The organism is Alteromonas naphthalenivorans, assembly GCF_000213655.1.
GTDB lineage: Bacteria > Pseudomonadota > Gammaproteobacteria > Enterobacterales > Alteromonadaceae > Alteromonas > Alteromonas naphthalenivorans.
On sequence record NC_015554.1, the window covers coordinates 1,662,728 to 1,687,125 of the forward strand.

Annotated in this window: 18 protein-coding genes and 3 pseudogenes; 12 read left to right on the forward strand and 9 right to left on the reverse strand. The window is 41.0% G+C overall.

Annotated elements, in window-relative coordinates:
* Positions 1-351: 351 nt before the first annotated feature.
* Positions 352-570, forward strand: a complete 219-nt coding sequence (locus AMBT_RS07205) for a hypothetical protein (RefSeq protein ID WP_013783953.1) — start codon at positions 352-354, stop codon at positions 568-570.
* Positions 571-1,404: 834 nt separating this feature from the next.
* Here AMBT_RS07205 and AMBT_RS23155 read toward each other — a convergent pair.
* Both AMBT_RS23155 and AMBT_RS07210 read right to left on the reverse strand, forming a co-directional pair.
* On the reverse strand, positions 1,405-1,665 hold the full coding sequence (locus tag AMBT_RS23155; protein WP_083820140.1) for an Xre family toxin-antitoxin system antitoxin: 261 nt from the start codon (positions 1,663-1,665) through the stop codon (positions 1,405-1,407).
* A gap of 212 nt (positions 1,666-1,877) precedes the next feature.
* Positions 1,878-2,078 (reverse strand): hypothetical protein, encoded by a 201-nt coding sequence (locus tag AMBT_RS07210; protein ID WP_013783954.1) that lies wholly within the window; start codon positions 2,076-2,078, stop codon positions 1,878-1,880.
* Positions 2,079-2,148: 70 nt separating this feature from the next.
* Here AMBT_RS07210 and AMBT_RS07215 point away from each other — a divergent pair, with 70 nt between their 5' ends.
* Positions 2,149-2,778: a DNA-binding protein gene (locus AMBT_RS07215; protein ID WP_013783955.1), complete on the forward strand. Its 630-nt coding sequence runs from the start codon at positions 2,149-2,151 to the stop codon at positions 2,776-2,778.
* Between the two features lie 236 nt (positions 2,779-3,014).
* Here AMBT_RS07215 and AMBT_RS07220 read toward each other — a convergent pair whose 3' ends face one another.
* Genes AMBT_RS07220 through AMBT_RS07230 form a run of 3 tightly spaced genes read right to left on the reverse strand, consistent with a single transcriptional unit; the run spans position 3,015 to position 5,165 of the window.
* Positions 3,015-4,358 carry a tyrosine-type recombinase/integrase gene (locus AMBT_RS07220; RefSeq protein WP_202945452.1) on the reverse strand — a complete coding sequence of 448 codons (1,344 nt, stop codon included), beginning with the start codon at positions 4,356-4,358 and terminating at the stop codon, positions 3,015-3,017.
* An 11-nt stretch (positions 4,359-4,369) separates the two neighbouring features.
* Positions 4,370-4,906 (reverse strand): hypothetical protein, encoded by a 537-nt coding sequence (locus tag AMBT_RS07225; RefSeq protein ID WP_013783957.1) that lies wholly within the window; start codon positions 4,904-4,906, stop codon positions 4,370-4,372.
* Position 4,907: 1 nt separating this feature from the next.
* Entirely contained in the window at positions 4,908-5,165 is a 258-nt protein-coding gene (locus AMBT_RS07230) for a hypothetical protein (protein WP_013783958.1), read from the reverse strand.
* Positions 5,166-5,370: 205 nt separating this feature from the next.
* On the opposite strand from AMBT_RS07230, the pseudogene istA reads away from it, so the two are divergent.
* A pseudogene (istA, locus tag AMBT_RS07235) lies at positions 5,371-6,915 on the forward strand (IS21 family transposase).
* A gap of 29 nt (positions 6,916-6,944) precedes the next feature.
* Positions 6,945-7,706, forward strand: a pseudogene (gene istB / locus AMBT_RS07240) (IS21-like element ISShfr5 family helper ATPase IstB).
* A 64-nt stretch (positions 7,707-7,770) separates the two neighbouring features.
* On the opposite strand, the gene AMBT_RS07245 reads toward istB, so the two are convergent.
* Both AMBT_RS07245 and AMBT_RS07250 read right to left on the reverse strand, forming a co-directional pair.
* Entirely contained in the window at positions 7,771-9,567 is a 1,797-nt protein-coding gene (locus AMBT_RS07245; RefSeq protein ID WP_013783959.1) for a site-specific integrase, read from the reverse strand.
* A gap of 12 nt (positions 9,568-9,579) precedes the next feature.
* Complete coding sequence (locus tag AMBT_RS07250; RefSeq protein WP_013783960.1) at positions 9,580-11,757, reverse strand: hypothetical protein; 2,178 nt, start codon at positions 11,755-11,757, stop codon at positions 9,580-9,582.
* Positions 11,758-11,871: 114 nt separating this feature from the next.
* Here AMBT_RS07250 and ligA point away from each other — a divergent pair.
* Positions 11,872-12,882 (forward strand): annotated as a pseudogene (gene ligA / locus AMBT_RS07255) (NAD-dependent DNA ligase LigA); the annotation flags it as partial.
* A gap of 177 nt (positions 12,883-13,059) precedes the next feature.
* Here ligA and AMBT_RS07260 read toward each other — a convergent pair.
* Positions 13,060-13,596, reverse strand: coding sequence for a DUF2062 domain-containing protein (locus AMBT_RS07260; protein WP_013783962.1), 537 nt, complete (start codon positions 13,594-13,596; stop codon positions 13,060-13,062).
* 69 nt (positions 13,597-13,665) lie between these two features.
* On the opposite strand from AMBT_RS07260, the gene AMBT_RS07265 reads away from it, so the two are divergent.
* The 6 genes from AMBT_RS07265 (at position 13,666) to AMBT_RS07290 (ending at position 20,940) form a co-directional block, all read left to right on the forward strand.
* Positions 13,666-16,221: a DNA internalization-related competence protein ComEC/Rec2 gene (locus tag AMBT_RS07265; protein WP_013783963.1), complete on the forward strand. Its 2,556-nt coding sequence runs from the start codon at positions 13,666-13,668 to the stop codon at positions 16,219-16,221.
* Between the two features lie 92 nt (positions 16,222-16,313).
* Complete coding sequence (gene msbA / locus AMBT_RS07270; protein ID WP_013783964.1) at positions 16,314-18,059, forward strand: lipid A export permease/ATP-binding protein MsbA; 1,746 nt, start codon at positions 16,314-16,316, stop codon at positions 18,057-18,059.
* Positions 18,060-18,068: 9 nt separating this feature from the next.
* Complete coding sequence (gene lpxK / locus AMBT_RS07275; RefSeq protein WP_041452517.1) at positions 18,069-19,070, forward strand: tetraacyldisaccharide 4'-kinase; 1,002 nt, start codon at positions 18,069-18,071, stop codon at positions 19,068-19,070.
* 16 nt (positions 19,071-19,086) lie between these two features.
* A complete protein-coding gene (locus AMBT_RS07280) occupies positions 19,087-19,281 on the forward strand; it encodes a Trm112 family protein (protein ID WP_013783967.1) in 195 nt (64 codons plus the stop codon).
* A 7-nt stretch (positions 19,282-19,288) separates the two neighbouring features.
* Positions 19,289-20,038: a 3-deoxy-manno-octulosonate cytidylyltransferase gene (gene kdsB / locus AMBT_RS07285; protein WP_013783968.1), complete on the forward strand. Its 750-nt coding sequence runs from the start codon at positions 19,289-19,291 to the stop codon at positions 20,036-20,038.
* 242 nt (positions 20,039-20,280) lie between these two features.
* On the forward strand, positions 20,281-20,940 hold the full coding sequence (locus tag AMBT_RS07290; protein ID WP_013783969.1) for an SDR family oxidoreductase: 660 nt from the start codon (positions 20,281-20,283) through the stop codon (positions 20,938-20,940).
* A 146-nt stretch (positions 20,941-21,086) separates the two neighbouring features.
* Here AMBT_RS07290 and rimO read toward each other — a convergent pair whose 3' ends face one another.
* Complete coding sequence (gene rimO / locus AMBT_RS07295; RefSeq protein WP_013783970.1) at positions 21,087-22,529, reverse strand: 30S ribosomal protein S12 methylthiotransferase RimO; 1,443 nt, start codon at positions 22,527-22,529, stop codon at positions 21,087-21,089.
* A 193-nt stretch (positions 22,530-22,722) separates the two neighbouring features.
* Here rimO and AMBT_RS07300 point away from each other — a divergent pair, with 193 nt between their 5' ends.
* Positions 22,723-24,357: an esterase/lipase family protein gene (locus tag AMBT_RS07300; protein ID WP_013783971.1), complete on the forward strand. Its 1,635-nt coding sequence runs from the start codon at positions 22,723-22,725 to the stop codon at positions 24,355-24,357.
* Positions 24,358-24,398 lie beyond the last annotated feature (41 nt).

Here is a 24,398-nt window from a genome sequence, read left to right on the forward strand (position 1 = left end):
TCCCAAATATCTTCGGCTTAATTAGTTTTGTCCCGAATATAGTGAATACTAACCAGTTACCTTATGTAAACCAAATAAATATTGTTGACCACTACAAAGAACCAGTAATTGCGTCTTCAAAAAGAACCTCGTGATATTGTCTGATAATATAACGAAATAAGAGATTACCTTTTCGCACGACTAAAGCGGTCGCTTTACCAATAAAGACCGAAAAACGAGCATTCATATTTTTTAATTTGCTATGATAAACCTATACAAGTTCAGACTAGAGGCCTCAATGTGAAAGTTTACGCAGAGCGATTGACAAAGACAGTAGTGGGCCGTGTTTGTGACGTTTGCAATGAAAGCGTCATGAACAAGATTGGTGACCACGAATGTGAGGAATGTGGAGAGCTCAAAGCGCAATGGGGATATGGCTCAAAGAACGATGGAAAATCTTATCACATAGACTTGTGCGAAAATTGTTTTAGTGTAGCGTTAGCAGCTTTGCGGGATCACCGTAAACGAATAGTTATGTTTGACTATGCACAAGAGCAGCCAGACGATAAGTTCGGAGTAGCTAAAAATTGAGTACTTAGAATACAAGCGGACTTCAATCTCTGCTTATTAAGTTGAAATACATTAGCTCACAATATCAGATGTTAAGCATTCATCAATTTTCATCACGGAATGATGAATAACAATTGAGAGCTAAGTTTAGTGGCTTCGACCAAAGCACGCTAAGATATAAGTAGGAATTTTATGTAGGTTGTTGTATCTTTATTACAGAGCAAAAAATATCGAGGTCTTCATCAATGTTTAATGAAAAATCAATTTAAGTGTAGAATCCACACTCAGCCAGATAATAAAAAGTTTACGCAACAAAGTTGAAGCCCACAAGAAAAGTTGCGAGGCTCTGGTTTGAAATAAACCCACCTACTGTACCCACAAATAATTGAGAGCTTAAGTAATTCATTTTGCTAGAACCATTCACGTCATAGACATTTATCAGCCGTTGTAACTGCTTTTTGCTCAATTCAGGCTAGTCGGTTCGGTCTTTTTCAGGCGCTCGTACTATAGTTTGAAGCTCATCTCATTGCAGTACTTAAACTCCAATTTCTTTTGTTTCTTATTGCAGAGGTAAAAAGTGTGCGAATGTATTAAAGATTGAAATTGCAATTCTATATTGCTAAATCTACTCAGCCAACTTTGTAAAATCATGTTCTTAATAAATGGTCTAACAAGCTGTTGGATATTTGGTGCTTGTTTAGCTGTTGCATTTTTTGCAACAGCTTGTTGCACTTTTAGTTGGTCAACGGGCTGTTGACCATATGTTCTAGAATAGTACCCAATTTCAAACTTTAATATGCTGGTACAAAAAGTATACCGCTACACGCATTTAGTTCCAGCTCGCTTTCAATAATATTATGCAAGCAGGCCGTGCTGAAGTTGTCCAATAATGTTTTTTGCATTGTCGTATCCGGCGGTGGTTGATGTCATTTCAATCGGGCTTTTATTCCCGAGCCCTTTAGTTTTAGTTCTAAACCAGAGTAATGCGTCTTCCCGTTTATCTTCAAACAAATCAATTGCAGCGACAAGTACATTTAATATTCGATAAAGTTTGTCGCTTTCTTCGGTGCTGAGTTGGCCGGTTTTCGCTCGACGACTAAGTGTGGAAGGTGAGATAAATAATTATGCTGCAAGCTCTTTTCTATCGATTTGGATTATCTTTGCCGTTTGTATAAAAACATCGTATGGAAATCCATTTTCAATAGAAAGATGAAGCGATGCGCCCCTAAAAGGGACTCCAACCTCATCCTAGATAGACCTGTGTTTTTCTATTTCAAAATTTAGCACTGACATATTATATACCTACTCTAGAGATAATTACCTGCCTGTTAGGATGGAGCTTTATTAGCAATCTTTGCTTCAGTAAATACGATTTGACCATTTAGGTCAATACGGCGAGTAACAGATTTTCTGACTTTAATAGCTTTGTTTAAAACATGCAAAGTCTCCTTTAAAAAACGCTTTTTTTCATCTTGAGCGCAGTTAATTAGATGCACTTGCTTTGCTGTAATTGCTTTATGAAAGAACACTTGTATTTTTTTAATAAGTTAATATACTTAAATAAGTTAAATAACTTATTTAAAGTGAGGGAGATTTTATATGGGCAGAGTTGCGGAGTTTTCAGATGACGAGATCATTGATGCAGGAAACCAACTGCTGAACTCTAATAAGGTTGTGACTCCTTTTGGGATTAGGCAAATCATAGGAGGAGGGAGTGCCGCTCGCATAAAGATGGTTTGGAACTCTGAGCTCGAAAGAAGAAGTAATGAAGTTTCACAAAATGATTTAGATAATCAAGTAGAGCTACCGGCTGAATTGCAGGATTCACTTGAAAAAAGTATACAAGCATTAACGAAGCAACTTACAAAAGCGGCAAAGGATAATTATCAGGTAGCGATCGAAGTTGCAGAAAGTAGGGTGGCTTCTGTCATAAAGAAACATGAAGAGAAATTTGAGGAATTTCAACAGTCGGAGCTCGAAGCATTTCAAGCTGTTGATGCTGCTGATAAGTTAAATGAAAATTTAAAAAGTGAATTATCGACTTTAGAAAAAATAAACGATGACCTGAGGCAAGAAAGTGCTAAGTTTTCAGGCCTTGTGGAGTCGCTAACTTCTCGGTTGGAATATCTGGATTCAAAGTTGGATTCCAAAGAGACTGAGCTTATGAAGCTTGTAAGAGAGAATGCTGAGTTGAAAGGGAAGTTTGAAACCTCTAACTTGGAAAAGTGATATTTTATTAAAAGGGGTAGGAACTGAACACTGGGACCTAAAATTAGTTGTTGCACGCAATACTGGCAAATGCTTTTTTAAACCCAGCTTTGATACAAGTCGTTAAATCAGATAGTAAAAATATTTTATGACAGCACGTAATTGCTGGAAACGATTGTAGTGGTCATATCGGAAAGATTATTGAGCGCCCTCGCGAAGTGCGGTAACTTGTACTAGTGCAATCACACTAAGACAACTTATAAATCGAATTTTGCAATCTCGTCAATGTTAATCAATAACGATTGAATCGCTTCAGTTTCATCGATTTGTTTCGCTTTCAAGGACCTACTAATATTTAGCATTCTTGTTATTCTAATTCTGATCTGGGACGACATTTCAAGTAAAACACTATCTAGCTGAGTTGATTCATGATTCAGTTCAGAAGCTAAATGGACATATCTTGCCATAGTTGCATTCGAAGCATGCATTGTGACTTTTCGACATGCTGTAGCAGCAACACTTAAAATATTATTAAAGCTACCTGATGCTGCTAGTTTCTTAATCGCCTTTGCTACATTCATTGTAATAAATCTGTGTCGGAAAGAGTGATTTGTGACATGACGCAACTCTTCCCTATACTTACTAGCATTAATTACTTTTTTTGCATAGTTTTTTAGATAAGATTTTGCCAATGGTTTGCCACTTCGTGCATCAACAAAAATGGCGTCATGGTTTTGGTTGGGAAATGTGTTTTCGACTAACTTTAAGTAATATATTATGATCTGTAAGTCATCACCTGTGACTTCTACTTCTCTGTTTTTACCTTTATATTTACCTTTTAGAATCGGAATATTTCTTAATACACACTTCTTGGCGTTCAGGAGCGCCTTAGAAGCGTTTTCAACTGAAGATTTTGTTATCTGGTGAACTTCACTTATTCTTGCCCCAGTAATCTCCAGTAGTGTGGAGAAGGCTTGCCATCTGTATATTAAAAAATCATTAAGCTCTGGGTGATACGTGCTTTCATTAATGGCGTCCAACCATAAAATAAATTCATGATCGTGAATATACTCTACGTCCACGGTAATGCTAATCAACCCCGCAAATGATACATGATCTACATAAGTTATTTCTCTATTACCTGCTTTAAACTTTTTTTCAGAGTAATGAACACTATATGCTCTCACCGTGTCTTTTTCTTTAGTTGCTAGCTTCCAGTTGGGATTTTCATCAGATAAAAATATAACGTAACTCAAAGCGACTCTGGCATGCGTTAATACTGTTTCGTCGGCAATCTTTCGATCTTTTAATACTTCAATGAATTGATATATTGCTGAATCATTAATGTCGGATAGAGAAATATTTTTTTCTTCAAGGAAAGAACAAAATATATTTAGGCTATAAGCTTTCTTTGTAACCGTCGGTGCTAACGGTTTAATATTAAATATTTGGGCGCCTCCACCCAATTTGGTTAGGTAAGCATTGGCGTGCCAATCTATACCACCGCCTTTCTTCATTATTAAGGACAGCGAGCAATCATGTTTTTCATTTCTGCGCTGACTGGTTATAAGGAAATCAAGGCAGGGTGATTTAGCTGTCACGACATATGACATTACTTTATCAAAGCCAATCTGTTATTTCCTAGGATACGAGCCTGATCCAAAATTAGTTTTCTATAAGCTGCGTCTATTTGTTCGTCCTCTCTCAAATTATCTAAAAGTTGCATGTATGCCCTATAAACTTCTGCAAGTGCAGATTTTAAGTCTTCATTTTCTCTTTTCAATTCATTTACATCATGGGTTGTTATCCGACTCCTCTTTGTCGCAAAGTCTTTATTATTGGTTGATTCCGATTTTTTAAGCCTTACATTAAGGTCTTCAATAGCAACTGATAGTTGGCGTAAAGCTGATGCGTTGTGTTCTGTCATTGAAGAGTTGTAAGAATAGCTTATTATGCCCAATGAGTCGTCCTGCCACTTATTTACCATTGTTTTAGAGATGGTGGATTTACTGGTCGTTAGACTATCGGGAATTTCATTATAATGGTTTATACTATTGAGGATTTCACTTTTACGAACCATTGATTGAGTGATCATTTTTTTTTTCAAAAGTACAGATTTAGAGGTTTGGCCTTTTTGAAATTTCGCCACGTCAATATGCCTCTTTTTTCTGAAAATAAAAAAACACGGCCTTTCCTTCAATTCGATGAAATCGAACTGTTTCACCAGTATTTTTTTTATGCTCATCTATCAAATCTCTTACTAAAGGTTCAATTACTAGAGATGTTTTTGCTTTTTTACGAGCTGTATTTACAATGTTTGTTACGCTTAAATCACCCTGTATCGCTTTACCAAGAGAAGCACCAATCCTTGCAATCGTGGCTTCTGCTTCGTCAATGCATATTCTCATGCATCGCGATCACCTAATACCATCTAAGCCGATCACCTAATACTATCCATCGCGATCACTCAATACCATCGATGCAGATCACTTTTTGGTCAAAATGGTATTGAGTGATCGGCTTGAATGGTATCGTTCAATTTATACTCATTTTTGTCTATCCAGTAGGTGTTTTTAACCGTTATCCTTTTCATTTTTGATGATGAGAATAACCATGCCAACGGCACCTATTTCAATGCGTAAACTTAAAGAGATTTTAAGACTAAAATACGACTGTAAACTCAGTCATCGAAAGATAGCAAACAGCTTATCTATTTCACCTTCAATTGTTTCTAAATATGCCTGTAAATCAGCAGAGTTAGGTATCACTTGCTGGCCACTTGATGAAAAATGGGATGATCATTCTCTGCAACGAGCATTCTTCAAAACAAAGCCCCGACTAAAAGGCTTTAGTATTCCTGACTGGTTGTTAGTTCAGCAGGAGCTGCGACCCAAAACCATGACGCTATTGCTGCTTTGGCAAGAATACAAAGAGCGACACGAGGAAGGATTTTACAGTTACACCCACTTCTGCCGACAGTACAAGGCATGGCTTAAATGTCAAAAACCGTCCATGCGACAAAACCATAAAGCAGGTGAAAAACTGTTTTTTGATTACTGCGGCCCAACTATGAATATTGTTGATGCTAGTACAGGTGAATACCGTACAGCTCAAGTGTTTTGTCGCAGTTTATGGGCGCATCTAATTATACGTATGCGGAGGCAACGTATAGCCAAAAGCTAGAAGATTGGGTGATGAGTCATGCTCGTTGTTTTGAGTTTCTTGGTGGTGTGCCAGAGCTGGTAATCCCTGACAACTTAAAAAGTGCGGTAACTAAACCTTGTCGATATGAGCCTGATTTAAATCCAACCTACCAACAATTGGCGACACACTACAATACGGTCATTGTGCCTGCTAGACCTTATAAGCCCAAGGATAAAGCCAAAGCAGAAGTGGGTGTGCAAATTGTCGAACGCTGGATAATGGCACGGCTTCGCAATGAAAGCTTCTTTAGCTTGCGCCAATTAAACCTAAAGATACAAAAACTGCTTGTCGACTTAAACCAGCGGAAAATGAAGAAGCACCCTGGTTCAAGGCTCAGTCAGTTTGAATCCATTGATAAACCTGCTCTCAAACCACTACCCACACAGGCTTACAGTTACACCTTAGTCAAACAAGTAAGCGTGCATATTGATTATCATGTCGAAGTTGAAAAACACTACTACTCAGTACCTCATACCTTGATCAAACAAAAGCTTGAAGCCCATGCCACAGGTCAACTGGTGACACTTTACCATCAGGGTGTTCAAGTAGCCGTTCATCCAAGATCACACCGAGAAGGTGCACACACTACGCTTGATCTACATATGCCAATAGCTCATCAAAAGCAGCAGCAATGGACACCACAACGGTTCGAGCGTTGGGCAGCTAAGTTCGGTGGTTCAACGGAGCAGTTTGTTATGCAATTGATGCAAGCTAAAAAGCATCCAGAACAAAGCTACCGTGCTTGTATGGGGTTATTAAGCCTAGGTAAGAAGTTTACTGACCAACGTCTTGAAGCAGCCTGTCATCGCGCATTAGCCACAGGTGTTACTCGCGTAAACAAGTAAAAACATTTTAGAAAAGGGCTTGGATAAGCAACCCTTGCCACAAGCTCAAGGTGATTTACTACAAGATATTGATCATAAAAATATCCGCGGCAACAACTATTACCATTAATCAAAACTAACAAACCAAAGGAAATCTTTATGCAAAATATCAATCAACAAGTCAATAACCAGTTAAGTAACTTAAAGCTAAGCGGTATACGTGATGCACTATTGCAGCAATATGAGCAACCCAATCTATACGTAGAACAAAGTTTCGAAGAGCGGCTAAGTTATTGCTTGAGCATGAAATAACACAGCGTGACCAGCGTAAAATTGATCGCTTAACTCGTCAAGCAAAGTTCAGAGTTGGCGGCACACTGGCTCAACTAAACTATGGCGCAGCACGACAACTCGATAAAACTCAGATCCGTTCATTAGCACAAGGTGAATGGCTTCGCCTTCATCAAAACATCTTGATCACGGGCGCAACGGGGTGTGGCAAAACTTACCTCGCTTGCGCGCTTGGTCAAAACCACTGCCAACAAGGGAGTAGCGTTTATTATTTAGGCTTAAAGAGCTATTAGAAAAGATGTTCTTAGCGCAAGCCGATGGTAGTTATCGAAAACTGATCAACAAGCTTAGCTCTGCCAATTTACTGATCCTAGATGATTGGGGATTAGAGCCATTAACAGCTCAACAACGCAGTGATTTACTGGAATTAATTGATGCGAGATATGACACAAAATCGACCTTAATTGCCAGCCAATTACCGATAGAAAATTGGTATGAAATGATCGGAGAATCGACACATGCTGATGCGATCCTAGATCGGCTTGTTCACGGAGCAATAAAGTTGGAATTAAAAGGCGAATCGATGCGAAAAAAACTAATTCCTTGACTGATGGCGATCACTCAAGTTAGATTTTACTAAGGTCTACTGGCAGACAAAAAAGTGATCGGCTTGAATAGTATTGACCGATCGGCTTCATGGTATTACGCAGTCAATCCACTCGGAACTTGGCGATACTTCTGCGTAGTGAAAAGTTTGCTCTAAGTCAGCGTGCCCTAAAAACCAGGACAATTCTTCTAACCCTGTATTGTCAGTCATATTGAAATACAGTACAGCAAACGTTCGACGGTATTGGTGACTTCTTGGGTACCATCGTTTCCCATTAATTAAGGGAGAGGAACTCCAGTCTGCAAACAAGTCTAAGCAACCATTTATATAATCATTGCTGAGAGGGCCAACACGGCTTTGAGCAAATTCTGTTCCATGGGCTTTAAAAGACGTGTGTGACAAAAAACCACCAAATAAGAACTGTTCGGTTTCATCTACAATAAAGCCTCTTCGCTCTTCTAGGACATTGTTTAAAAGTGCAAACTCTAAGCCATAATCGAATATCAAGTCTGGTATTGGGCGGTGAACATTTTCAAGCTCAATACGTTCAGAAGTTTTTGGAATTCGTAAAATTAAATCGAAATGCCCATCGATAGGCGATTGAACAAAGCAATTCCGTTTTAAACTTCTCATAGACGTAACTCTGCTAGCAACAAAACCAGCTACCAGTATGTAGATTGAGGCTACATATAACCTTAGTGCAACGGCCATGGACATTTCTTGTCTAAATTGGCTAAAACACACCAAATTGTCGTCACACCACGACGTGATATTCAGTTCTTTTAATACAACTGGCAAAGCTGTTTCTTTAAACACTTCCTCTTGCAATGATGAGCTTGAACAGTAAACGTCGCTATTATCTACTTTTTGTAACTCATTTTTCGCCAGTTCGGATAAATGCTGGCGTATCGCATAACCATACTTCCTAGCAAATTTAAGACTTGTTGAAATAGAGTGCAGGTAACTGAATGTAGGCATTACGGGGGTTTTTATTGATGGTTTCATGCTATCAAACAGAGTTCCACCATTGCTAAATAATGCTGCGGGTGAGTGAACAAATTTATACTTTTGAGATGCCCTTGCTGTGTAGACCGCCTCAAGCAGTGAGATTATGTTTGATATAGTTTTTTCTGAAGGCCATAAATCTGTGTCAATATCGAAATCTATTGTATTAGCAGATTGAAATTCACGAACCCTAGTGGGTGCGTTCCATTTCTTTGTCACTGAGTGGTCTTCTTTATAAGCACTATCATCGTTTTCAAATGGGTTACTCTTATAGTATTTTTTCAAAGAGTGCTGCAATGACAATAGTGATCTTGTTGTTAAGTTGAGCTCATTTTTTATTTTAATCCAGTCGATTTTTGATGATGAACTAGAGTTTAAATCTATGATTTTAAGGGCGGCAGCAAAGACATGAGGCTGTGTATTGTAGTCCATAATAAAACCTTTGAGCTCGTCTAATTTAATTTGATCTAGCCCCCTTACAAGCAATTTTGAGTCTTTTTGCCGAACCTCATTGACATGTTTTATTAAGTCAGTAATGGCGACCAGAATGCTTTTAGCTCTTAATGGTCGAGTGATTTTTCCTCGTGCGTCCAAGTATAATAAGCTGTGCATAATGTCTTTTAATAAAGGTTCATTAATTGCGTCAGTCAAATATTCCACGTCGGAAATCTTTCTTTTAAAATTTATCTTTAGTGCTTTGTTTTTGTTTTTACGATAGTAGTCAATATCTACAGCCACTTTTGAAGCTAACCATTCTTGGTCGTAAACATTGTCATTTAATAGCCATCTGGGCATTTCGTATTCAAACTTTTCTGCGGAATCAACTAATTTGGAAAAGTCAACAAAATCATCGTCTTTTAAATTTGCATTTTCACTCATGTTTTATTTAACCTAGCATTTTTGCACTGCAAGTTGAGCAGTTCGTAGCATTTGTTTCATTATGACAGTGCTTTCGGATATTGCTGAAACAGCTGTGACACATTGCTCCTTAAGTATAGGATCACTACCAGTTTTAATATAGATAAGGGCGGTTTTTATGTTGTCGATGGAAACACAAAAATACAATTCTTCATTATGGATATTTTCATCATCCGGGTTTTTGAGTTTGTCGTACAAATTACCACCCATATCTTCATTATTAAAAGCAACTTCAAGCTGAGACTTTAATTCCTTCTCACTCATATTAAGAGCGTCTGAAGGCGAATCTTCCAAACCAATCGCCATGTAAAGCAATACATTTTGAAACGCTCTAATTTTATTTCTATAGATTAGCTCTGATAGATAAGGAGGAATGTATCTATTTAAGGTTGTTTCGACTTGATTACCTAAGTAATTTGCAGTTCTCAATGCATCCCCTCTTGATTGAAGAAATATTAACACCCCTTTGGAACCTCTTATTTTTTTCAATGTTGAGTGTTGTAAGGCTTTGTTTTTACTGGGAAGACTCGCTTTCATTTTGTTGAAGTTATCTTGAAATGCACTGTCTGAAACATGTTGTACCCCATTTGCTGTACGAAATACCCAAAGCTTCCTAATTTCGCTAGACTCTCTGGCTCTACTTGTCATTTCTAAAGCTATTTTCAGACAAACAGCAGCATCTATATCTGATTTTTGTATCTGTGAGAGTAAGACGGGGCCTCCTTTAGCTTTCCTTGTTTTTGATTGTTTTGCGCGTTTTTTTAAAGCGCGAAGTCGGACAGAACCTTCATCAGTAATTTGAACAAACTCTCTACCAACCCCGTCAGATGATATTGAGATATCGTAGAGAGAAAATGGATTAATGCCAATTTCTTCCACGATTATCGTTTGCATAGCTGAAGCTACTTCTATGGTTAGTCCCAAATATCTGTTTACAGAATTACTTACTTTGTAAGGGCTATTTGGGTCATTGGTTCCACCTGAGATATAAAACTCATAATTGCTGTCATAATACGCAACTCGTTTAGATGTTAAAAAGTCAGATATGTTGTTTTCTGGCCAAATCGCGCTTAATTTAGTCTGAAACTTGGGAGCAAGCTGATCTTCGACATGAATGTGTTTACCTGTATGTTGTTCAATGAAACTTTTATATTGAGTAATAACTTCGGTTCCTAACAAGTAATCTTTATAACCTTCCCAAACAATATTTTTTGCTACATCGGTTAAACACGCAAGATTCGTATCGATTTCTTTTTTCAACTGTTCGAGAAATCGAGGCGTATCTTTAGTAAAAGATGTACTGTTCAAATCGTATAAGTCTAAGTTAGAAATTAAGGGATTGTTTGCACGCAATGTTTGATTACGCCATGACCCCTTATAGTTGTCAGGCAGGTCTATTTGGCTGTCTAGTAGTCCTTGTTCCATTAGTGTTCTTATTGCTTTACTAATAATATGGAAATGCAAATAAGCTGTATTTCTTTGATACCGATCAAGCAGGTTCGCCCGGAACTTAATTAATTCACTTTGTAAAACCAGTGGATGATTATACCAATCAGGCTTATCTGTAGTTATACCGTTAAGAAAATCTGTTAATTGGGTTATTATCTTCTGCCTTGTTTTCTTCTTATATGCCATCGCGTGATTTATCAGAGCGTCTGAGATTTCAGGGCTACATGTTTTATTTAGGACTTCTTTAAATACTTCAATTTTAGGATTTACATGATGGAATCCTAATTGAATTTTTCTAGGGATTGCTTGCTTTTTAAGTTCTTCATAAGTCATTTTGGGGATAGCAACACTGAGAAAAGAGAGATCTTTTTTTGAAAAAGTTACCCAAGGTATATGACTACGCTCTATCAATTTAATAATATGTGTTTTAAGTGATATAAAGTCTGAATATGCAGTGGGTTTAGCAAGTCGCTGGCTCAAATCTATAGCTACAAGTTTTAAACAATAAGTTAAGTCCTTTCTACCACTAGATAGCAATACAGGGCAGAGAATATTGCTATATGCAACAAGATTTTTTGATATTTTCATGATTTGGGAGTAGCTTTTTTCTTTGAACAGTTCAACCGTGCCATCGTGTATAGGCTCTCCATAATGGATTTTGATAAAGACGAATTTTTCATCTAAGCTCATTTTCTTATCCATTTGCATATACCTACCTGAATATGTTCAAATACTGGAGGTTATTGTATTTTGTATATAAAGTCTAATATTACGAGAGTCTCTCTAATTGAAATTAGGTTGCTCTGGTGACACTTTGCAATAACGCCAGTGGCAAGATTAGAGCCCGTGTTTGTTGGCGGTGTTACTGTGTCAAACGCCACGCTACATAATCAAGATGAAATTGACCGACTAGGGGTGAAAGTAGGCGACTACGTTATTATTCGACGCGCGGGTGACGTTATTCCCCAAGTGGTTTCTGTGGTACAAGCCAAAAGAGATGACAACGTTAAAGACATTGTTTTTCCTACAGACTGTCCAGTTTGTGGCTCTAATGTAGAAAAACTGGAAGACGAAGCGGTTGCTCGTTGTACCGGTGGCCTTATCTGTGCGGCGCAGCGCAAGCAAGCGTTAAAGCATTTTGCCTCTCGAAAAGCATTTGATATCGACGGTTTAGGCGATAAGTTGGTCGATCAACTCGTTGATGCCGATTTAGTGCATAGCCCTGCAGATTTCTTTAATCTTAAGTTAGGCGATGTTGTGGGCCTTGAACGCATGGCCGAAAAGTCTGCGGCCAAATTGTTACTCTCACTTGAGGCGTCGAAAGCCACCACATTGGCGAAGTTTTTATATGCGTTAGGTATTCGAGAAGTCGGTGAGGCCACGGCAGCGAACCTTGCTTTGCACTTTGAAACCCTTGAGGCAATTCGTAACGCCAGCGAAGATGAACTCATTGAAGTGCAAGATGTAGGCGGTATTGTTGCGGCGCATTTGCATAACTTTTTCAACGAACCTCACAACACCGATGTTATCGATGCCTTACTAGAGGCGGGTATTAATTGGCCTGCAATTGAGAAAAAACCACAAAGTGCGTTACCTCTTGATGGAAAAACCTGTGTAGTCACAGGAACATTAAGCGAAATGGGCCGCTCCGATGTTAAAGCGAAACTGCAATTGTTAGGGGCTAAAGTGGCAGGCTCGGTATCGAAAAATACCTCGTTTTTGGTCGCTGGTGAAAAAGCGGGATCTAAGCTTACCAAAGCACAAGAGCTAGATGTTGAAGTGTGGGATGAAGCTAAGTTACTCGCCTTTTTAGCAGAGCATGACTAGCCTTTATAATTAGCACAGTTTGAGCAGTCAGTATTAACAGAACGCAAACCATACTAATGAAAAAAGGCGCCTTAAGAGCGCCTTTTTCATGTCTGCGTGTGTATGATTTGATGTACTTAGGCACGTACTAAGAACTCGTAGCCTAAGCGTCCGCCTGCCTATGGTAGGGGGAGCTGGCTACTGTGCTTGCACTTTGGCTTTCGCACGAGCCAATCTTCTGCGTTCCCAAGCCTTTTTAACCTGAAAACGCCAAATCCAGTTTAGGGTGAAGTAACCCACGGCACTGGCGATGATGGAACAAATTGCGCAGCCAACCAAAAATGCGGGGCCAATAGTGCTGATGCTTTCCACCACCCATTGCCAACTGAATTGAAATTCAAAGTGTTTAGGCTTAGTCCCAAGTACAGTAGAACCAATTTTATAAGCAGCATAAAATATGGGCGGTATGGTGAACGGATTGGTAACCCATACCGTGGCTACCGATAGCGGTAAATTAGCACGAAAAGGAATGGCGACGCCCGCAGAAAGCCACATTTGAAAGGGCACAGGCCAAAACGCAAAAAACAGCCCGATACAAAATCCGCCTGCCGCTGAACGTCTGTTTAAATGCCATAAATTAGGTTCGTGCAAAACGCTGCCAAACACGCGCAGAATTTTGTTGTTCTTTACAGCCTGCGGTTCAGGCAGGAAACGTCTAATAAATTTCTTAGGCATAACACTCGTTCGTTAACTATCAACATATGGGCTACATTCAGCCATCTATATTTATTGCTACGTAAAACAATGGTAAATCGTATCACAATTTGGTGTGGCAGTTTTTGTGTTAGCGCAACAACCGCTGTTTTATGGCCCGAGTTGCCATCGCTAAACCTAGTGATGACGCTTGCCATAGGTGGTGGTGTACTGCTGTTCCTATCAAAGTGCAATTTTTACTTTTATTCAATAAGCGGCGGTAAACAAACGTCTTGGATGAAGTTTGTACTTATTGCAGTAAGTGGCGCATTAATAGGTGCTACATGGATGGCGAGTTTAGGGTATTGGCACCTATCTTGGCAACTACCACAGAGCAAAATTCAACAAGATGTCACAATTAATGCGACGGTTGACCGGGGAGGCTGTCTAAGTGGTCAAAAAAGCGTCGTGAATAATCAAGAAAATAGAGTACACACACAAAACGCGGAAAATATCGACAGTGCAGTAAACGCAGAGTATGAAAAAGATGAACCGCGATATATGTCGTATGTCGTCAACGTCAACGCCATAGACGATATAGCACTGAAGTTCACTCGAAAAATGGCATTGAGCCATCGCCTGACGAGTACCTGTTTACACAACGGGGACAAATTCACTGCCACGGTGAAATTAAAACCGGCCTACGGCACGCTGAACCCAGTAGGCTTCAATCGACAACAATACCTTGCCAGCCAAGAAATTGTGGCTACGGGTTATATCAAACATTTACACATTGAAGCCGTGGTTCACAACCATAGTGTTCGTCATAACATATCCGTTTTTATAACTACGCTGCCACTTGATCAAATGCGTTGGTTTCAGGCGTTATTGATTGGTGAACGTAGTCTGTTAACCAAAGACGACTGGCACACGATTGGGCAAACCGGTACCGCGCATATTTTCAGTATATCGGGAATGCACCTATCCATTATCGCCCTGACGGTATTTTATGCGTGTAGCGCGTTTATTTTTGTTGCCAGTAGCATAATAAAAAGGAAGAACGCTTTCATAAACCTAAGGCGCTACGTATTAATGACTTTGGTTTGTAGTACTGCGCTGTATGTGATGTTAAGCGGGATGGCATTGCCAGTAGTCAGAGCTTTTGTTTTATTGGTGGTGGGTATTGGCTTTGCTGTATTTAATAGTGTGTTACGGCCATTTCACATGGGCGTTTTCATGTTGTTTACTTGTATTGTGTTGTTTCCTCTGTCGTTGCTGCAAGCCAGTTTTTATTTAAGCATAGGCGCGGTGATAAGTATTTGGCTGCTTAATTGGCGATTTCGATTCCAGGCAATGCCGTGGTACAAAGCTTTATTTTGCATTCAATTAGGGGTAAGCGTTGTGATGGCGCCTATCACGCTATTGTGGTTTGGTACGGCTAGCACTATCGGCATTATCGCTAACCTTTTTGTATTGCCTGTTATTACGCTTGTTCTTCCTGTGGCACTGCTTGCGGTAATGGCGGGGTACTATATTCCTACAAGCTTAGACTTTGCTATTTGGGTGCTACTTAAAATAGATAAGGTATTAGGCTGGCTTTTAACCTGCTTAAGCGACGCGGCATCTTGGCCAATAAGTGCAATTCACTTCTATCCCACCACGGGTTCAATACTGTGCCTGCTTTTCGCCATGTTATTAGCCATTTTACCCAGGTGGCGATATAAATGGGCCTGTGTATCATTGCTAATACTGCCAGTTACCCTCACTTTTATTCATTCTTCTCCAACTCGATGGTTTGTTAATGTGTTTGATGCTGGCCAAGGAACTGCTATCGCGTTAACCAAAGGGGAACATGCCATCATTGTTGATACAGGGCCTATGTATAACGCTGAAGCGCCATTAGCGAGTCAGGTTATACCTGCATTCCTGAAGCAAAATAACAGCGAACACGTAGATATGGTCATTCACAGTCATGGTGATACTGATCATGCAGGAGGAAAAGCCGCGTTGAGTGCCTGGTTAGACACCAAAGGTATTAAACCCGCATGGATAAGCCCGATAGACGGATGTGAGCGAGGAAAGGTAATTAACTGGCAAGGGTTAACGCTTACCTTTCTATGGCCTGAAAAAGGGAATCTAGAAGACAGTAATGCTATGTCTTGCGTGATTAAAATTGATGATGGATTCCACAGTGTTCTGATTCCTGGTGATATTGAACGAGCCAGTGAGTACGCCATACTACATGCAGAAAAAAAGCGAATGGCAGCGGGAATTAAAGGGAGAACAAACGGTACTCAAGAAAATAAAAGCAACGTTGAACAAACAGCTGTGCGTGCTGATGTGTTAATTGCACCTCATCATGGCAGTAAAACTTCATCTACCGACATATGGATTCAACGCGTCTCTCCTGATGTGGTTCTTTATACCCAAGGATATGAAAATAGGTGGAAATTTCCAAGCCAATCCGTCTTTTCTCGCTATCAGAAATATGGCGTTCGCCAATTTACCACCAGCGAATTTGGTTTCATTCGACTTGAGTTCACAGAAGGTGGCTATATAGTTAGGTCAGAACGAAAAGACGCCCAAAACCGTTGGTATTTGCCAAGTTACACGCCTAGGCACCTTGTTTCTTCAGAATCTGAAGTGAAGAAAGAGGAAAATTTTTAATCAAAGCATGGGGTTGATTAGGGAAATGACTCAAGTACTAGTACAATAGCGAGGGTGAAAGTAATGAATAACGAACAGGTTAAAACACTTTGATGCAACAAACCGATCCGTCGGCCTTCCAGGTTAAACGCTTTTTACGCTATCTGCGTGAATTTAAACTCCCTTTCTTCGTTGCCGTTATTGGCATGGTGGGCTACTCCGCGGTAGATACTTTCGTATTTGCACAATTGCAGCCCATGATTGACGAGTCACTAGGGAAAAATGATCAGGCGTACTTACGATTAGCTGCGTATGCGATAGTCCCGTTGTTTTTATTAAGGGGTCTATTTAACTTTCTTGGTACCTACACACTAACGTGGATTGGGGCGCAGGTCGTCATGCGCATGCGACAACAGTTGTTCGATAAATATATCCATTTGCCGGTGTCTTTCCACGATACCCAAGCGGTGGGCGCGTTAATTAGTAAAGTGACCTATGACACAGAACAAGTTGCCAATGCTTCTGGTAAAGCCTTGTTAACCTTGGTACGGGAAGGGGCGCTTGTTATTGGATTACTCGCGGTCATGTTTTATTACTCATGGCAGTTATCTCTTATTTTCTTGTTAATTGGTCCCTTGGTTGCCGTTATTGTCTCATTCGTGAGTAAGCGCTTTAGAGTGGTGAGTCGAAACATTCAACAAGCGATGGGCAATTTAACATCTGCGGTAGAGCAGGCGGTAAAAGGCCATAAAGTGGTCATTATGTTTGGTGGGCAAACCATCGAACAAAAACGCTTCGAGCAGAAAAATAATAATAACCGCCAACAAACCATGAAGCTTGCGGTTACCCAGATTTTAAGTGTGTCATCTATTCAGGTTATTGCATCTGTGGCGTTAGCTGTAGTGCTCTATATTGCCAGCACGCCTGGCATGGTTGAAAAGCTCTCTGCGGGTGTATTTATTAACGTGGTGTTTTGTATGGTGATGCTACTAAAACCTTTAAAACAACTGACGACGATTAATAATGAGTTTCAAAAAGGCATGACTGCCTGCGTAAGCGTGTTTGAAATTCTAGATAGAGAAAACGAAGCTGATTCAGGCGACATAAAACTAGAGCGTGCAGTCGGTAAAATTGAATTCGATGATGTGACCTTTACTTACCCTGGAAAGCATTCGCCTGCGTTAACGAACGTGTCGTTTACCGCAGAACCTGGCCACTCTGTTGCTTTGGTAGGGCGTTCTGGAAGCGGAAAGTCGACCATTTCGTCGCTGCTTACCCGATTCTATTCCCCGCAAAGAGGGCAAGTCAGGTTGGATGACAATCCTTTAGACAGTATCGATTTAAAATCACTACGGGCGCAGTTTGCGGTAGTGTCGCAAAACGTAACATTATTTAACGATTCTATTGCCAATAACATTGCTTATGGTGCAAAAGAAACCGTGTCGCAGGCCAAAATTGAGCAAGCCTGCAAAATGGCTCACGTCGATGAGTTTTTGGGTAATTTACCTGAAGGTATCGATACTGTTATTGGTGAAAATGGCCTTATGTTGTCTGGCGGACAGCGTCAGCGTATCGCTATTGCTCGCGCTATTTTAGCCGATGCGCCGATTCTGATTTTAGACGAAGCGACCTCGGCGCTAGATACGGAATCGGAAAGACTTATCCAAGATGCACTAGAAACATTACAAAAACGATGCACCAGTATTGTGGTAGCCCACAGGTTATCGACAATTGAAAATGCCGACACTATCATGGTGGTTGAGCAAGGTCGCATTATTGAAAGTGGTAAGCATCAGGAGTTACTAGAAAAAGGCGGGCATTATGCTCAGCTTCACGCGTTGCAGTTTGGTGATAACTAAGTGAGTCGTATGGTGAAGCGCTGGTACGCTGGTCACCCGCTAGTGTGGCTGTTATCGCCACTTGCGATACTTTTCTGGCTGTTATCAGCTTTTCGAAGGTTTTTGTTCTCTACCGGTCTGAAAAAGGTGTATCGAGGCCGTGCTAAAGTTATTGTCGTAGGCAATATTTCGGTTGGCGGTAACGGTAAAACACCTGTGGTACTTGCACTTGCGCAGTATTATCGCGAAAAAGGTGTTCGAGTTGGTATTTTAAGTAGAGGGTATGGGGGGAAGTCTAGCTATTATCCTCGTCAAGTCACCGCTAATGATGATGCCAGTGAAGTAGGGGATGAACCTCGACTACTGGCCATTCGAAGTCAAGTACCCGTGGTGATTGACCCTATACGTAGGCGGGGCGCAGATTATCTTTCAAGTGATCTTAATTGCGACCTTATTATCTGTGATGATGGCCTTCAACATTATGCGTTAGCAAGAGATGTTGAAGTGGTGGTAATGGACGAACGTTTAACCGGCAGTGGCTTTTTAATACCAATGGGGCCGCTTAGGGAAGGTCACTGGCGGCTGGCAACAGTAGATGCCATTGTGCATAACCGTGCTGACAATACGTTACCAGACCTTACAGCAGGCCAGACACCTCAGTATCTTATGAAGTTGGTAGCCGGTGAATTGTGCTCTGTTACAAACCCCACCGAGCAGGCTGAGTTGACTAGTTTGCGCAGTAAGAATATTACTGCCATGGCAGGTATTGGTGCGCCTGAACGTTTTTTCTCGCAGTTAACGAGTATGGGGTTAAACTTGTCCAGCACATTACCGTTTCCCGATCATCACCAATTTACCGCAGATGATATCCCATCGGGCATGGTGCTAATGACCGAAAAAGATGCAGTGAAGTTAAGTGATATCGCTCACAGCGATTGTTGGTATTTGCCCGTTTCAGCAAGTATCGATAAGAAATTTTTCACACAAATAGATAACAAGCTGGTTAATGCTGGCTTAACAATGACGCCTTAGCAAGCAAGGAAATACAATGGCATTTGATAACAAATTATTAGAAGTACTGGCATGCCCAGTGTGCAAAGGCAAGTTGGTGCTTAATGATGAAAAAGATAAGCTAATTTGCCGCTTTGACCGTTTAGCTTACGATATTAAAGACGGGATTCCGGTGCTTATAGAAAGTAAAGCAACGGTAATGACACTCGATGAAGTAGACGCAACGCGATAGGTGTGTGATGGCATTTACAGTAGTTATTCCCGCACGATATGGCTCTAGCCGCTTTCCAGGTAAACCTCTGGCTGATATTAACGGCAAGCCCATGATTCAGCATGTGGTGCAACGTGCCACTGAAGCGGGTGCTGAGCGAATCATTGTCGCCACTGACGACATGCGCATTGCCGATGTTGCAAATGAATTTTCTCATGTATGTATGACCGCCGATACACATCAGTCTGGCACTGAACGTATTGCCGAGGTAATTGAGAAAGAAAATATAGCTGCCGATAGCATTGTGGTTAATGTACAAGGCGATGAACCTTTCATTCCTGCTGCAAACATTAAGCAAGTGGCGAGTAATTTGTCGAATGCACCTCAATGTGTGATGGCTACCTTGTCTACGCCTATTTTAGAAAGCGACGATGTATTTAACCCCAATATGGTTAAAGTATTGGTAAATGCACATAAAGAGGCGATGTACTTTTCTCGTTCCGCTATCCCATTTGAACGTGATCGTATGATGAAAAACCGTCAAAGTGCTGATCCTAAATTGTATTTTCGACATATAGGCATTTATGCGTACCGTGCACAATACGTGAAGCAGTATGTTAGTTATCAGCCTAGTGCCCTTGAGCAAATTGAATCTCTCGAGCAGCTTAGGGCATTGTGGTATGGCGACAAAATCCATTGCGACGTAGCAGATGCTAAACCACCCGTTGGCATAGACACGCCTGAGGATCTTGCGCGTTTGCTGGCATCGTTAGGGTAGGCCGCGCTTTTTATTCGCTTTTTTAGCGGCTCAAAAAAACGAGTAATCATCAAAAAAAGCCAAAAGATATTCCGGTATTCAAATGCAAAAATGATTAGCCTGCTGAAAGGCTAATTAAGCATTGCCAATAAATGGTTAACACAGGCTTTCAGTGTGAATAAATGCCATTGACTTTTTTCGGCATAGCACTGGTATTTGTATTTATATTTGTAGCGTGCAGCATATAAATAGGGAGCGTTAAAATGAACGTAGTCATTACAGGGGGTAACCGCGGTATTGGTCTAGCCCTGGTCAAGCAATATAAAGCGAAAGGCGCGACGGTGTACGCCACCTGTCGCAATAGTTGTGATGAGCTTAATTCATCTGGCGTTAAAGTGATCACAGGTGTTGATGTATCGCAGCCAGATACGCTGGCTGATAGTTTAGCGGAGCTAGCAGACGTTAAGATTGATTTGCTCATTAATAACGCAGGTGTGTTAGGCAAAGAAACCTTAGACGACTGGGAACCTCATACCATAGATTATCAGTTTAGAGTGAATGCGATGGGGCCTCTGCTTGTCACACAAACTCTTCTTCCATCAATGGCCGACAACAGTAAGATAGCCATGATCACCAGCAGAATGGGTTCTATGACCGATAACACTTCTGGCGGTTACTATGGGTATAGAATGTCGAAAGCGGCGTTGAATGCTGCTGGTGTGTCACTAGCGAACGATCTCAAGCCAGAAGGAATAGCGGTAGGTTTGTTTCACCCAGGCTTTGTTCAAACTGAAATGGTAAATGGTAGCGGCGATATTGATGCAGATACTTCTGCTGAAAGATTGGTCGCTCGCATCGACGAAATGACCCTTGATAGTGCAGGGCGTTTTATACATTCAAATGGTGATGAACTGCCTTGGTAAGTGCGCAGTAACTTCTGTCTGATGTGCATTCGGCATACTATTAACTTAAAAAAAACCGGTAGCTCCTTAGGAACTACCGGTTTTTTGTTTATTATATTGTCATTATTTTGAACGACTTGTTGAAAGCCTAGTGGTTATTTGTACGATTAATCTTGGCTTTCGTCTTCGTCTTGATCTTCAGACAGTACCGCCCACACATCGTGTTCGTTAGCATGAATGACTTCGGCCCACACCCGTTGACCAGGTTTCACGTCATAAACGCCATTAAGGTGAACTAACCCATCAACTTCAGGTGCATCGGCATAAGTTCGCCCTACAGCGCCTTCGCTGTCTACGCTGTCGATAACCACTTGGTATTCATTACCAATGCGCGCTTGTAAACGCTGTGCACTAATTTCACCCTGAACTTCCATGAAGCGCGCTAAACGTTCTTGTTTAACGTCTTCAGGTACTGGATCAGGTAAGTCGTTTGCACGAGCGCCTTCAACCGGTGAGTAAGCAAATGCGCCCACACGGTCTAGCTGTGCTTCACGAATAAAGTCGAGTAATTCTTCAAACTCTTCTTCAGTTTCACCCGGAAAACCTACGATAAAGGTTGAGCGGATAACCAATGAAGGGCAGGCTTCACGCCATTTCTTAACGCGCTCAAGCGTACGATCTGCACTACCTGGGCGTTTCATTAAGCGTAAAATACGTTTGTTGGCATGCTGAAACGGGATATCAAGGTAAGGTAGAATTTTACCTTCATTCATCAGTGGAATAAGGTCGTCAACATGCGGGTAGGGGTACACGTAATGTAAACGCACCCAAATGCCCATCTCACCCAGTTTTTCACACAATTGCTGCATGTGTGTTTTAACGGGCATACCATCCCAGAAGCCTGTTCTGTGCTTCACATCAACGCCGTACGCACTGGTGTCTTGTGAAATAACCAATAGCTCTTTAACACCCGCCGATTTCAAGCGCTTCGCTTCATCAAGCACACTGCCCACAGGACGACTTACAAGGTCGCCACGCATGGAAGGAATGATGCAGAAGGTACATCTATGGTTACAACCTTCTGATATTTTTAAATACGCGTAATGACGAGGCGTAAGTTTAACTCCGTGATCGGGCACTAAATGTTCAAACGGATTATGTTGAGGCTTAGGTAAATGTTCGTGAACTTGCTCAACTACCGATTCATAAGCGTGAGGACCGGTAATAGCCAGTACATTAGGGTGTACTTCACGGATTTCATCTTCTTTAATGCCCAAACAGCCAGTTACAATGACTTTGCCGTTTTCTTTAAGCGCTTCACCAATGGTATCAAGTGACTCTTCTACCGCCGCATCAATAAAGCCGCAGGTATTAACAATAACCAAATCAGCATCGTTGTATGTAGGCACAACATCGTAGCCCTCAGTACGCAATTGCGTAAGAATGCGTTCGGAGTCTACCAAGTTTTTTGGGCAGCCTAAGCTGACAAACCCAATGCGGGCGCCGTTGCTTGCACCTGAACTACGATTTTCAGTCAGTGTTTTGACTGGTGTTTCTAAAGTAGTGGTTTTGTTTGCTGCTTTACTTGGATTAAAGGTTTCTACTGTCATCTAAAATATCACCCGGTAAACGACGCTACTTGTGCCTAAAATGGCCGCGGATTATACAGTAAGTATGGCGGGTTCGCAGCTCTTTGAGGTAAAACTTTTTCAACTAAGAACAATACTGCCTATTAGTGGAATACTGAACAAAAATTCATCATACTCTTTTGCTCTTCTCACATAAGTTTCACGGCAGGGCTTCATGGGCAGTTTTAAGTGCAGAAAAACGTTACCCATTCTATTTAGCTTGATTATGTTTGGCTTAGCATCATGTTCTTCAGACTATTATAAATCTGAGCCCCCATCACTCACATTGCGCTTGTCTAATGCGCCAGAATACACCCTTAGTTATATTGAGCACACCACCCGTGAGCTTTATTGGAGCTGCGTGACCATATTGCCTCGTTCGACAGAAGGCTTAATTAACAGCTTGTTGTGTACACAAGCGCTACTTGGGCGGGATGATGTCAGTGCTGACGAGCGCCAATTTGCGCTAAAACGTCATCGAGATGCGCTAATGAGTTTGCTGACATTGCGCATGTCGGGAAAAGAAGATGAAGCACATTTTCACACCCATTTGAATTTAGACCAGCCAATCATTTTTGCATCTAGAATGCTGACTTCAGAAGATACACTGCAACCCCAAATTCTAGGAGAATACGGCGTTGCGGTGGTAGTAAGAGAACAAGCAGCCACAGAAACTGAACAGACCTATTACCCTCAAGAAGGGACTTACAGCAGTTACACATTGATGTTTCAGGGCATTAAGCTAGATGGTAACGAGGTGCACATAACGTTAGATGCTCAGAAAATTCATAGCCGAACCACGGTACGTGTGGGTAATAACGCCTATATGGCTAGGTACTCTCCAAGTGCCAGCTATTTAGCCTTACTAAATGATTCGATAGTCGGAGGGCTTCGCTGGAAAGGCTTTGTGGGTACTAATCAAGCAAAAGCCCTTAGAGGGATTTATGTTATTGGGGAAATATCTGACACCAAAATTCCCCTTATTATGATCCATGGACTTAATTCCGACCCCTTGATTTGGCGTTATTTGACTATGGCAGTAATGAATGACGAATGGTTGAACGAACGCTATCAAGTTTGGCATGTGCTTTACCCCTCAGGTCAGCCGCCACTGTATAGCGCCATGAAAATTCGAAGAGAGCTTGATGCGCTACTGGCCACTATTGATAACCCACTAATCACTCGCGAAGCGGTATTTATTGGGCACAGTTTAGGAGGGCTTATAACCAAGTTACTGACAGTATCGCCTGGCGACGCCTTTTGGAATACCACCTTTGCTGTACCTTCTGAGCAGCTTGAAGAGTCGATGTCAGAAGATATTCGGGACACCTTTTTCTTTGAACCTAGGTTTACAACGAACACCGTTTTTTATTTAGATACGCCCCACAAGGGGTCGGCGTTAGCGGCGTCGGCAATCGGGTATATTGGTTCATCGTTGGTACAAATACCCTATGAACTCAAAAATATGTTTGTTGATTTACTCGATGAAAATGGGGTCGACATTGTTCAGTCAGACATGCAGAGTTATTTAACCGACACTAAATTTAAAAGTCTCGACTCATTAAAGCCAGGTCACCCATTAATGAACACCTTGTATTCTATGCCTATTCAAGGAAAAGCTTATTCCATTATTGGGTCGAAAAAAGAAACCGAATGTGAAAGAAGGGAAGTGTGTTTATTACTCACTGATGGCGTGGTGACCTACGAAAGTGCCGATATACCGGAAGCCTTAGAAAGACTCATTGTTGTGTCTAAGCACAATTCGTTTAAATCACCTGAAGCCGTGTCGTTTATAGTAAAACATTTATAACTATGCCAAATTGCCTGATATTTTCTTTTAGCGCTTTAAGT